The 12,663-nt window shown below is 63.7% G+C and carries 8 protein-coding genes; 6 read left to right on the top strand and 2 right to left on the bottom strand.

All coding sequences use genetic code 11. The annotated features are described in order from the left end of the window. Positions 1 to 86: 86 nt before the first annotated feature. Positions 87 to 2,429, bottom strand: a complete 2,343-nt coding sequence (locus DL238_RS12565; RefSeq protein WP_115492573.1) for a TonB-dependent receptor — start codon at positions 2,427 to 2,429, stop codon at positions 87 to 89. Between the two features lie 308 nt (positions 2,430 to 2,737). Here DL238_RS12565 and DL238_RS12570 point away from each other — a divergent pair, with 308 nt between their 5' ends. Genes DL238_RS12570 through DL238_RS12585 form a run of 4 tightly spaced genes read left to right on the top strand, consistent with a single transcriptional unit; the run spans position 2,738 to position 7,270 of the window. After that, positions 2,738 to 3,109 (top strand): response regulator, encoded by a 372-nt coding sequence (locus DL238_RS12570; protein ID WP_115492574.1) that lies wholly within the window; start codon positions 2,738 to 2,740, stop codon positions 3,107 to 3,109. Further along, on the top strand, positions 3,106 to 5,451 hold the full coding sequence (locus tag DL238_RS12575) for a sensor histidine kinase (RefSeq protein WP_115492575.1): 2,346 nt from the start codon (positions 3,106 to 3,108) through the stop codon (positions 5,449 to 5,451). Before DL238_RS12570 ends, DL238_RS12575 begins: the two co-directional genes overlap by 4 nt. Then, a complete protein-coding gene (locus DL238_RS12580; protein WP_115492576.1) occupies positions 5,444 to 6,625 on the top strand; it encodes an EAL domain-containing response regulator in 1,182 nt (393 codons plus the stop codon). The genes DL238_RS12575 and DL238_RS12580 overlap by 8 nt, the downstream gene beginning before the upstream one ends. Positions 6,626 to 6,661: 36 nt before the next feature. Next, entirely contained in the window at positions 6,662 to 7,270 is a 609-nt protein-coding gene (locus tag DL238_RS12585) for a response regulator transcription factor (protein ID WP_115492577.1), read from the top strand. A 60-nt stretch (positions 7,271 to 7,330) separates the two neighbouring features. Here DL238_RS12585 and DL238_RS12590 read toward each other — a convergent pair whose 3' ends face one another. After that, positions 7,331 to 8,638, bottom strand: a complete 1,308-nt coding sequence (locus tag DL238_RS12590) for an alginate export family protein (RefSeq protein WP_181883911.1) — start codon at positions 8,636 to 8,638, stop codon at positions 7,331 to 7,333. 286 nt (positions 8,639 to 8,924) lie between these two features. Here DL238_RS12590 and DL238_RS12595 point away from each other — a divergent pair, with 286 nt between their 5' ends. Both DL238_RS12595 and DL238_RS12600 read left to right on the top strand, forming a co-directional pair. Continuing rightward, positions 8,925 to 10,835, top strand: a complete 1,911-nt coding sequence (locus DL238_RS12595; protein ID WP_115492579.1) for a HAMP domain-containing methyl-accepting chemotaxis protein — start codon at positions 8,925 to 8,927, stop codon at positions 10,833 to 10,835. 257 nt (positions 10,836 to 11,092) lie between these two features. Further along, positions 11,093 to 12,514 (top strand): methyl-accepting chemotaxis protein, encoded by a 1,422-nt coding sequence (locus tag DL238_RS12600; protein ID WP_115492580.1) that lies wholly within the window; start codon positions 11,093 to 11,095, stop codon positions 12,512 to 12,514. The last annotated feature ends 149 nt before the right edge of the window (positions 12,515 to 12,663 follow it).

A 12,663-nucleotide genomic window follows, 5' to 3' on the forward strand; every position in this document is an offset into this window, starting at 1 on the left:
GTCCGCGCGGGCGACGGGCCGTGCGCGGGCGACTGGAAAACTCGTGCGGCTCCGCGACCCGTTTCCGGACCGCGGAGCCTTGTCGTCTAAAACGTAATGTTGGTTCGCACGCCGAAGGTGCGCGGACGCAGACGGCCGTAACGCCCGTCGAGGAAAGCCTCGGGATGGACGTAGTTGATCGCGTCGTTGTTGAAGACGTTCTCGACATAGGCCGTGATCGACAGGTCCGGCGACAGGTTCACCCCGGCATAGGCGTTGGCGTAAACATATTCCTCGGTGAAGTCGTATTGCGGCGACTGCACGCCCGGCTGGCCCGGCACGTTCGGGAACAGTCCTGGGAAGGAGCCGACATAGGCCACGTTGCCGGTGACGAATGCCGTTTCGGTGTCACCCACGGGGAAACTGTAGGTCGCGGTGGCCGATCCCTGGAATTCCGGGGTGGCCAGGCGGATACCGTCCTCGGCGCCCGAAATCGCCGCCTCGACCGGCGACAGATCGTCGATGCGGGCATCGATATAGGCGCCGCTCGCCGCGAGGCGAAGCCCGTCGACCGGCCGTGCGACCAGCTCGAATTCGATCCCCTTGCTCACTGCGCCGCCGATATTGGTGGCGAACTGGACCGCGTCGGACACCCGGTTCGCCTGCACCTGGATGTTGTTCCAGTCGATGTAGAAGGCGGCGAGGTTCGCGGTGAAGCGGTTGTCGAAGAATGATCCCTTCAGGCCGACCTCGTAGTTGGTCAGCTTGTCCGAGCTCGCCCCTTCGGGGATGACGATATCGTTCGGGAAAGCGGCAGGCGGAACGAGACCGGCGCGTGCGTTGACGACCGGCGGGCGGAAACCCGTGGAGACCGTCGCATAGGTGGTCAGGTTGCGGCTCGGCTTGAAGGAAATGCTGCCCTTCCACGACAGCTTGTCGTCCTTGGCCAGCACGCCTTCCGACGGGACGGTATCCGTGACGGTCAGCGGCGGAACGAAGAAGCCGCACTGGGCACGGAAAACCGTACAGAACCCGCGGGTGAGGAAGTTGCTCGTATAGCCGCCGCCGCGGGTCGTGGTCTGCACGTCCACTTCGCCGTAGCGCAGGCCGCCGGTGACCCAGAGGCTATCGCTGAAGCGATAGGTGAGTTCGCCGAAGACCGCTTTTTCGCCGATGTCGGTGTAATTCTTGAAGCTCTGGTAGTAGATGCTGGGAAGACCGGTCGTGTTGGTCTGGGCGAGGAATTCCGGCGTGGTGCGGTAATCGAAATCGACATTGCGCCGCTTGTCGAAGAAGAAGCCGCCCACGATCCATTCGAACGGCCCCTCGTGGCTCGACGCGAGGCGCACTTCCTGGACGATGATGTCGTCATACCCCAGTGCGTCGAGCGAGAACGGGACGAGCTGGTCGTATGTCCCCGCGAGGTCGACGTAGAACAGGCCCGAAAGATCGGAATAGGTGGTCGAACTGACCAGTTCGGCGAAGCCGAAATCGGCGTTGATCGTGGCGTTGATCGCCAGCAGGTCGCTCTGGAACAGGTCGGGCTGCGCCGTTCTGCGCACGTAGGTCCCCAGATCCGGATTGGTCAGCGATGAATCGGCCGGGTTGCTGATTTCCTTGTTGACCGACAGCCTGACCGAGAACCTGCTGCTGGGTTCGATCAGGAGCGAAGCCCTGATGCCGTAGGCTTCGATCGAATTGGCATCGTCGATACCCGTGCCGATATTGTCGACCCAGCCATCTTCGTTGCGGTAGTAACCGACCGCGCGGAAGGCGACCTTATCCTGCGCGATCGGTACGTTGACCATCGCGTTGTAACGCTGGCGCAGGCCGCCTTCCTCGGTATAGCCGAGGTCGACCAGTGCCGAGGCTTCGAACTCGCTCGGGTTGGGTGCCTTGGTGATGATCCGCATGGCACCCGCGAGCGAGCCCGAACCAAACAGCGTGCCCTGCGGCCCGCGCAGGAATTCGACGCGCTCCACATCGTAGAGGTTCGGGTCGAGAATGGTCGAGTTGCCGTTCGCCGAGATCGGCAGTTCGTCGATATAGATCGCGACCGGTGCCTGCAGACCGGCGCTGTAGCCGTTGGTCGAAATGCCGCGTGCGGTGAAGTTGTTGAAGTTCTGCGTCGGGCGGTTGAGCACCACGCCCGGCGTCTCGCGCGCCAGCCGCTCGTATCCCACGATGCCCTTTTCGGTCAGCTCTTCCTGGCTGAACGCGGTCACGCTCACCGGAACGTCCTGCAGGCGTGCCTCGCGGCGGGTGGCGGTAACGATGATTTCGTTGCCTTCGGCCGGCGCGGCGCGCTGGGCGGTCGGTGAAATTTCCTCGGTGGTCTCGGTCTCCGATTCCACCTCGTCCTGCGGCTGGGCGGTTGCCTGAGCGCTGACGGCGGCCGGTAATAGCCCGAACGCGACCGCAGATGCGGACGCCAGAAGCGATCCCCTCATAATCCCTCTCCGTTTCTCCCGGCAGTTGCTCCGCCGCGGTCGTTCACACATCCGCGAATCTCTCGACGATGTCAACATTCACTCTCTTTCGTGTGAATATCTTGCATCGGAGCTCCGCGAAACGGCCCGCTCACAGGGATTTCGCGTGGGGTGACCTAGGACCAGGACGGGGACATCAGATCATCGAGCCGCGTCGGCGTGGGCGCGCTCGGCAACGGCCAGCGACTTTCGCCTTGACAATTATTAACGGTATGGAAGCATCTGTTCAGCTAAATGTTTCAGATTGTTAGTCCCGAGAATAAGTTACAGTGATCCTGGTTGTCGAAGACGAAGCGGAGGTCCGCGAAGAGCTGGTCGAGATGCTCGAACTGCGCAGCTTCGCGGTCTGTGAAGCGGCTTGTGTCGCCTCCGCGCTCGACAAGGTGCGCGAAGCCGCTACCCCGCTGATCCTGCTGACCGATCTTCGGCTGCGCGAGACGAGCGGCCTCAGCCTCATCCGCCAGATCGATTCCGATCCCGACCTGCGCTCCAAGGTTGTCCGTTCGATCCTGATGACCGGGCATATCGACCTGACGGAGCCCACCCAGCGCGATATCACGGGCCAAGAGATTCCGCTGCTTTTCAAGCCGGTCGATTTCAAGGTTCTCCTGCCCCTTCTTGCCGAAGAGTTCCAGGCGTGAGCGACGGCTTCCTCTCGCCCGGGCTGAACAAGATCAAGCCGCCGCTCAGCGCGGAGACGCTCGGCCAGATGACAGCGCGTGGATGGTTTCTCACGCTTGCCCTTTGCGTCATCGCGGTGGCGGCGAGCTCGTTCCGGATCGTCATCGCTCCGGGCTTCGAACTCTATCTCGGTCCGCTGTTCTACCTGCTCGCCTATCGTATGGGCGGGCTGAAGCTGGCGATCCCGATGGTGGTTCTCACGATGGGGGCGTCCTTCTTCTGGTGGGGCCATGTGTTCACCATCATGGTGGCCCTGGCGCACGTCCTCTTCGTCGACCGGGTGCGTTTCGCCGGCCGGTCGCTCGCGATGGCGACCGTCGTCTTCTTCATGACGATCGGCGCGGTCGCAGCCTACCTTTTCCTCCATTTCTATTATGGCGCATCGCCGACGATCATCGCGCTGGCCGTCATCCGCAAGCTGCTCAACGAAGCGCTCATGGCGGCCCTCGTCGATCTGATCGTGTCGCTGCTGGCCGTGAATTTCATGACCGGCCGCGTATACAGGCGGCAAACCATCAGCCTTTCGGAGCTGCTGCCCGCATCCATCACCCTGATCGTGCTGACGTCCGCGCTGGCCCTGTTCGTCGGCAGCGTCGATCGTTTCCCGCGCGATTTCCGGGCCTTCCAGGCGGAGACCAAACTCCAGGTTCAGTTGCGGGTCGGGCGGGGAATATTCCGCGACGAACCTTTCCTCGGACTGGCCGATCTGCAGCAAGACGGGATCATTCGCCACAAGGTCCTGATTTCCGATGATGAAAGCGACCTGCGGACGCAGGCGTCGATGAATATCTTCGGCTGCACACGGATCGATGACGGCTCGCGGGTGACCGGCCCCAATGATCGCAACACCTTCGCCTATTGGGTGTCCGCATGTCACCTCGACCAGGTGCAGATCGCAAATCGCCCGTTCTACTACCTCTATTCGACCAAGCCGCTTGCCGAGAACGCATATCGCGGCGTCCTGCTCCAGATGCTCGGCCCGGGCCTGATCCTGCCCTTTGCGATGTTGCTCCAGCTTTTCGTGACGCGTTCGCTGCGACGCTCGTTGAGGGCGTGGAAGGACATTGCCGAAGGCTTCGGCCGCCCCGGCCTGACCACTCCCGGCAAGCTCGTGTTCAGCGAATTCGAGGGCCCCATCGGAAAGATCGTGGCAGCCAACAACGGCTTCGCCGAGCTGGTCGAAGAGCGCAAGCGCATCATCCGGACGGTGAGCGAACTGAAGCAGGAAATGAATCTGACCTTCGCTTCGGACGTCGTTTTCGACACGACTACGTGTTCCTTGCAGTTCATCGACGTCAACATGGATCGGGCCGCGGTCAGGCGGTCGGAGAGCGTGCACCCGAACGATTGCATGGCCTTCTCGGAAGCGATCAATGCTAGCGATGCATTCATCGAATTCCGCAAAGAGGGGGACGAAACGGGCGACTGGTACCTGCTGGTGGTTCGCGACCTGCTCGCCCCGGGCCGCTGGCGTTCCGGATGGCTGTTACGCCTGCGCCAGTCGAAGCTTGCCCAGAACCGGATACTCCAGCAGGCACGGCTGGTGGAGCTCGGCGGGATGGCATCGGCGCTGAGCCACGAACTCAAGCAGCCGCTCTTCACCATTTCGCTCTGCGCGGAAAACAGCCGGCTGCTGCTCGATCAGGACAATGAAGAGAGCACCCAGCGTGCGCGCGGCAAGCTCGATCGGATCAGCGAACAGGTCGATCGTGCGCGCACGATCATCAGCCGCATTTCGGGCTATGCGCGTATCGATGACAGCGAACCCGAAGCGCTCGATCTGGGCGAGGTGGTCACCGCCGCTCTTTCCTTCATGCGTCCGGTACTGGTGCATTACGATGTCGGCATCAGGGTGATCCTGCCCGACGGGCCCACGGTCCGGATACTCGCGTCGCGTGTCGGCCTCGAGCAGGTCCTCGTCAACACGATCAAGAATGCGATCGACTCCATCGTCATGCGGCGCGAGGCCGAGCCGGGCCTCATAGGAACCATCGAACTGTCGGTCGTCTTCGTGGGCGATGGAATCCGCATGAGCATTACGGATAATGGCGGCGGCCTCGCGCTCAGCCACCCTCAAGGGGCATTCGATGCCTTCACCACAACCAAGGACTCCGATCGGGGAACGGGCCTCGGCCTCTATATATCGCGCCAGATCGTGATGGAAATCGGCGGCCAGATCGCCCTTGAGTCGCGCAAGGCGCCCGAGCGGGGTGCGGTCCTGACGATCGACTTCCCCGGCTTCGTGGTCCTGCCGCAGGAGCAACCTTCCGGCAGCGGGCCGGAGGAGGCAGCGCATGCCTAGGCCCCGCGTGCATATCGTGGACGACGACGCGCGGATCTGTGCCGAACTCGGCGAAGCCCTGCGTGCCTCTGGCTACGAATGCTCGTGGGCGACCTCCGCCGATCGGTTGACCGGGCCCGACAACCGCGATCCCGACATCCTCCTGCTCGATCTGAAACTGCCGGACATCGATGGCTTCGAGGCTATCGAGCGACTGGCCGAGTGGCTGCATCCGCCGACCCTCGTGGTAGCGAGCGGGCAGGAACAGCGCATCGTCGAAGCCGCGATCCGTCATGCGAAGGAAATGGACCTGAACGTGCTCGGTTCGCTCCGCAAACCCTACCCGATTAGCTCGCTGGTCGCGCTCCTCGAGGAACATCGCGCGGCGGCGCAGAAGGCGCCCACGCTTGATGCGACTGCAATCCGTGATTTTGCGCGGAGCGGTGCGCTCGAAAGCAACCTGCGAACCGCCTTTCAGTCCAAGCGCCGACTGTCCGACGGCGCGATTGCGGGATACGAAGCGCTGTTGCGGATTTCGAAGGACGGCCTGACGATCAATCCCGAAGCCGTCTTCACTCCCGAGGTTGGCCTCGCGACCCAGCTTGCGGTGACCAAGGCGGTTCTGGACGATGCATTGCGGTTCGGGGCCGATTTGCGCAGCGCCGGCACGCCCGCGACGGTCGCGGTGAATTGCACTCCGGAAGTCCTGTGCGCGCCCGAACTTCGGGGCATCGTCACCGACGCCCTCGAACGCTGGCGGATACCCGCCGCATCGCTCATGATCGAGATCACCGAGCAGGCGGCCGTTCGCTCGTTCGACGCGGTCGCCTCGGCCGCCAGCCGTCTGGCGATGCGCGGCTGCGGCATATCGATCGACGATTTCGGACGTGGGACCACCAGTCTGGAGCGGCTCTTCGACCTGCCGCTGACCGAACTGAAGATAGACAAGCAGATATTCTGGAAGTGTGTCGAAGGGCGCGAGGCCTGGGGTCTCCTCACGGAAGTCATGCGCTATTGCGAGAAGCGCGGCATCACATCTACGATCGAAGGTATCGAGACCGCCGCTCATCTCGATCATGCCGTTTCACTCGGCGCGAGTTGCGGACAGGGGTTCCTCTGGGACCGGCCGCGCCTCTACGCGCGTGGCACAGCCCTGAATGCCGACCGCCCCTCCGCGCGGGAGGCCGCAAGATGAGCCACACCCCAAGATCAGGAAATTTGAGCGAGGCCTATGCGCAGCATCTACATTGTCGATGACGACCAGGCGATCCGGTCGGAGCTTTACTCGCTGCTATCGGTCTATCCCAACACGCTGCTGCGCTCCTTTGCCTCAGGCGACGAATTTATCGCGCAACTGGACGAGCTGGATCCTGCGCTGATCCTGCTCGACATGAAGATGCCGGGTGCCAGCGGTCTCGATGTCCTTGCCGCGATGGGCGATCGCAAGGACCTGTTGCCGATCGTGCTGACCGGCCAGGGGGACACCCGGATCGCGGTGCAGGCCATGAAGGCGGGTGCCACCGATTTCCTCGAAAAACCCTGCGATCCCAAGACACTCCTTCAGACGATCGACTTGGCCTTCGAGACCCTCGAAGAAACCGAAGCGGTGATCGCGCGCACCGCGCAGGCGCGGGAAAAACTGGCGCGGCTCTCTGCGCGCGAGCGTGACGTGCTCGACGGACTAATCGAAGGAAAATCGAACAAGATCATCGGCTACGAACTCGACATCAGCCCCCGTACGGTCGAGGTCTACCGGGGCAAGATGATGGAAAAGCTGGAAGTGCAAAGTCTTTCGGAAGCACTGCGCGTCGCATTCTCCGCCGGTCTCGTCGAAGGATAGAAGCAAAGGCCACGCGGCGAGCGAAGCAAGCCGCGTGGCCCTGTTACAGGCGGTGACCGGTCAGAAGCTGAACGTCACGTCCGAGAAGAGGTAACGCGTGTCGCCGCTATCGGGCGCATTGGCAGCCTCTTCGAGAAAGCGTCCCTTGGCGAGATAGCCCGCGCCCAGACCCAGGCGGATGGACTTCGGCAAGATCCAGTATCCCAGCGACGCCTCGTACTGCGCGCCTGCGTAGCGGCCGGCATTGCCAAGGGGATCGGCCACGCCCGTTTTCGCGAACGAGTCCGTCTCGTCCTGCAGCCAGGCAAGGCGGGCCGAAAGCGATCCGTCGATGCGCTCGCTGGGCTCGGCCGCGATGCGCAGACCGGGCGAGATAATATTGTTGAACGACAGCGGACCGAAATTGGCGGTCGGTCCGAAGGTCCCGCGGCGCGCGCCGAAGAGCGAATCGAAACGCGTGTAGTTGCCGCCCGCGCTGTCGCCCGAAGCGGCGTCGAACAGCGCTGCGACGCGCAATCCTGCCGCCCCGCCCAGCGAGTGGCCGACTTCCGCATGGAGCATCCAGGCCGAAACGTCCTGCTTGGGCGCAGTGACCGCCTTGCCCGTACGAATCGTGCCCAGCTGGTAGGCCGCTTCGAGATCGAAATCGATCGCGCCGTCCTTGGGCTTGCGCACAAGGCGGATACCCGGCGTGTAAAGGTTGCGGTTGAGCGTCGCCCGGTCGTTGCGATCGTCTTCGATCAGTCCGTAACCATAGAGTTCCATGGTCGCACCCAGCCCGTCCAGCTTGGTTTGGTAGTGGGCGCCGAAGAACTGGAGATCGGTTCCCTCGCGGTCGAGCTCGAACTCGTTTTCGCGAATGGACGCGGCATCGCCGGGGCGACGTTCCTGCGGCATCGTCCAGAAGATGCCCAGTTTGTCGCTTCCGCTGGAAGCGAGATCGGCCCGGACACCGGTGAAGGAGGTGGTTACGTTCGAGAAGCCGACGCGGCCCACCAGACGCCCCGAACCGTCCTTCATCGTGAAGCGTCCCGCCCTGAGGCTGGTCGCCCAGTCGCCTGCCACTTCGCCCGCGTCAAATTCCGCGTATGCCTGGATCGGTTCCAACACATTCACGGTCGAGGTATTCACGGTGGAGCCCGGATCGACGCCGTAGGCCCGCGCGTCGAGCAGTTCGCCGACGAAACGCACGGGGCCGGTCTCGTACTCGGCCTTCACCAGGGTGCGGGTGGACCAGATCGTTTCGTCGGGCAGCTTGCCCGGCCGGTACTCGTTCTCGATCCGCTCCACCCGCGCACGGACGCTGCCCTCGATCGAGAAGCCGCCATCCTGCGCGGTTTCGTCTGCGGCCAGAACCGGTGCCGGCAATGCAAGAAGCGTCGCGATCGCAAGAAGAGGAGCCCGACCGCGGGGCGCTGCGCAAAAGGTCATAATGTACTCCAACTAAAACCTGTGCTGGTCTTATAGTTGGCTCGAACCATGTCTGGCCGACGGGGGGCGGTTATTTCCGCTCAGACGGTCGGTAGATCGCTACCGTATCGATTGGTGCCAAAAATTGCTCGCCACCACCCGCCCCTTCCGCACTCCCTCCTTTCTATAATGGGCGCACAACCCGTTCGGCGCGCTGCCGACAAGAATATGGAGTGAGACCTCAATGCTTAGTCGCCTCAACGACTGGCCCCTGTCGCGAAAGATGATGCTCGCCTTCGGTGCGCTGTTCATCGCGTTCGCGTCCATGGCCACGATATCGTACGTCGCCGAGAAATCCGCGCTTGCCTATGCCGAAGAGTCAAACAAGCGCGGCCTGATGGCGACCACGGCTCTTGCGCGCGTGCAGGACCAGATCAAGCAGTACCGCATCCTCGTATTTGCGCATGTCAACCGCCTCAACGAGGAAGACCGGATCAATACTGAAGAGCGCATGGTCAAGGCGCACGACACGCTTCACGCCGCGATGGCCGACTATGCCGAAGCTGCGGAACTGTCGGAGCGCGAGGGCGAGCCGGTCACCCGCGACTACGCACAGCTCCAGAGCGCGATCGAGCAGCTCGAGGCTACGAACGAAGAACTCGTCGCGATCAGCAGCACCCAGCCGCGCGAGGAAGCGATCCAGTTCCTTCGCACCAACGCCAAGGAAGCATCGCACGCGGCGATCGAGGCCGTCGATACGCTGGTCGCCGAAGTGGTCAACACGCGTGAAGCTGCCTTCGAGGAAGCGCATGCGTTCGGCCAGCGGATGCAACTTTTCTCGATCCTCATCTCCCTTTTCGGGGTCGGCGTGCTTGCCGCGATCTGGTTCGGTCTGAGCCGAAGCGTCGCCGCACCGCTGGCAGCCCTCGCCGACACCACGCAGCGTCTGGCCGATGGCAATGACCTGCCCGTGCCCTCGACCGACCGCTCGGACGAGGTCGGCCAGATCGCCAAGGCGGTCGACAGCTTCCGCATCGCCGCGGCCGAACGTTCCCAAAGCGCGGTCCGCGAGGCAGAGGAACAGCGCGTCGTGACCACCGCACTCAGCAACGGCCTCACCGCGCTCTCCGAAGGCGATCTTACCAGCGAACTGAAGGTCGACTTCCCGCCCGCCTACGCCGAGCTCAAGACCAACTTCAACGACGCGGTCATCGGCCTTCGCGAAATGATCTCGGCGGTCAGCGCCAGTGCGGAAGCCATCGGCACGGGCTCGCGCGAGATTGCTCAGGCATCGGAGGACCTCGCGCGTCGCACCGAAAGCAATGCCGCGAGCCTCGAGGAAACCTCGGCCTCGCTCGCGCAGATCGACGAGCGTCTCCGGGCCTCGGCCAAGTCGGGCACGCAGACCGTTGCGCGCGCCGATACCGCGATCTCCACGGTCAAGGACGGTCGCTCGATCGCCGACGAGGCGGTGCAGGCGATGGGCCGCGTCAGCGAAAGTGCGAAGGGTATCGACGCCGTCATCGAAGGCCTCGACAAGATCGCCTTCCAGACGCGCGTGCTGGCGATGAACGCCGCCGTCGAGGCGGGGCGCGCCGGTGAAGCAGGCCGCGGCTTCGCGGTCGTCGCCGACCTCGTCAGCGCGCTGGCCATGCGTGCCGAGGAAGAGGCCCAGCTCGCCCGCGACCAACTGACCGTGACGCAGACCGACATCGGCACCGCGGTCGGCGCCGTCCAGCGTGTCGACGGTGCGCTGGCCGAAATCACCGAAGGCGTGGGCGAAGTGCACCAGCTGCTCGGCACCATGGCGGCGGACAACCAGACGCAGTCGTCCTCGGTGACCGAAATCAGCTCGGCCATCTCCAGCATGGACCAGTCGACCCAGCAGAACGCCGCGATGGTGGAGGAAACCTCCGCAGCCGCCCGCAATCTGATGAGCGAGGTCGCATCGCTGTCCGAGCGTGCGGCGAGGTTCAACACCGGCGGCGGCGCAGCTGCCCTGCCCAAGCCAGGCAAAGCCCCGGTCAAGGTGACGGCCCCCGCATCGAGCGTGACCGCATCGGCCCGTGGTCGCGAGGAAGGCTATGTGTCGCCCGTCGCACCCCTGCGTTCCAACGGAGCGGACCACGGCGCGGCCGACTGGAACGACTTCTAGTTCCTCTGCCAATGCCAGGCCGGCCACCGTCACGGTGCGACCGGCCTGGCCCACGGCCGCGGCGATGCCTCACTGCCTGGTCGAGCGATACTTGCCTAACCGCGGCATGACGAAGGCCTCCGGTAAACAACGTAGTGGGCCAGAATATGTATCATTCGCCGAATTTGGCGAATGAACCCTTCTATAATGCCCACATTAAAGTTCGGCGGCACAGTCAAACCCAGCGAAGTATCGCATAACTAGAGTGAGGAATTGCCATGCATTGGTTTCGCGCAGTAGCGCCGATCCGGTTGAAACTTCTGGTGGCCTTCGGGTCGCTGACCGCGCTGTGCGCGTCCGTCGGTATCGTCGGGCTGATCATGGGCGATGTCATCACGATGATTGCCGGTGCGGTAGCCGTCGTGATCTCCGCCATTCTCGGCACCCTCTATCGTTCCAATATCGCCGACCCCTACGTCGCGACGGTGGTGCGCATGGAAGGCCTCGCCGCCGGTGACCTCGATTCACCGATCGAATTCGTCGACTACCAGGACTGCGTGGGCCGGATCACACGGGCCATGTTCACCTTCCGCGACGCTGCCGTCGACCAGAAACGGCAGGCCGACGAGCAGGCGGAAGTCGTCCGGGTGCTGGCCGCCCATCTGGCCAAGCTTTCCGAAGGCGATCTGACGGCCGAGGTGAACGCGGAATTCCCGCCCGCCTATGCCGAACTCAAGACCAACTTCAACGAAGCGGTCGTCCGCCTGCGCGAAATGATTTCGGCAGTCGCCGACAGCGCCGAAGCCATCGGCACGGGCTCGCGCGAGATCGCCCAGGCATCGGAAGATCTGGCGCGCCGGACCGAAGGCAATGCCGCGAGCCTCGAGGAAACCTCGGCCTCGCTCGCGCAGATCGACGAGCGTCTCCGGGCCTCGGCCAAGTCGGGCCAGACGACCGTCGAACGGGCCGATTCCGCAATCAGCGTGGTAAGCGGCGGGCGTGCGATCGCCGACGAGGCGGTGCAGGCCATGGGCCGCGTCAGCGAGAGCGCCAAGGGTATCGACGCGGTCATCGAAGGCCTCGACAAGATCGCCTTCCAGACGCGCGTTCTGGCGATGAACGCCGCCGTCGAGGCGGGGCGCGCCGGTGAAGCAGGCCGCGGCTTCGCAGTCGTCGCCGACCTCGTCAGTGCGCTCGCCATGCGGGCCGAGGAAGAGGCCCAGCTCGCCCGCGACCAACTGACGGTGACGCAGACCGACATCGGCACCGCTGTGGGCGCCGTCCAGCGCGTCGACGGTGCGCTGGCCGAAATCACCGAAGGCGTTGGCGAAGTCCATAACCTGCTCGGCACGATGGCGGCGGACAACCATACGCAATCCGCTTCGGTGACCGAAATCAGCTCGGCAATCTCCAGCATGGACCAGTCGACCCAGCAGAACGCCGCGATGGTGGAGCAAACCTCCGCTGCAGCCCGCAACCTGCTGAACGAGGTCGCCTCGCTGTCCGAAAGGGCTGCGCTGTTCCACACCGGCAGGCCGGGCGCTGCTTCGAACAAGGTGACGGTCAGCGCACCGGCCACCAAGGCAAGGTCGCTTCCCGCTCCGGCGCGCCAGGATGCGAAGGAGTACGTATCTCCGGTATCCGCCCTCCCCGCGAATGCGGCCTCGCATAGCAGGACGGACGACTGGAACGACTTCTAGTCAGCCACATCATAGCTGATCGAAAATCGGGCCGTCGCTCTTTTACAGGAGCGGCGGCCCTTTTCGTATTGCGGTGCGGCGCGCTGCGAACGCAGCCTCGGCTGCGTACCCGGAGGTGCGCCGCCCGGCAGACACAACCATACTTAGAA

The organism is Alteriqipengyuania lutimaris, from assembly GCF_003363135.1.
Classification (GTDB): Bacteria; Pseudomonadota; Alphaproteobacteria; order Sphingomonadales; family Sphingomonadaceae; genus Alteriqipengyuania; species Alteriqipengyuania lutimaris.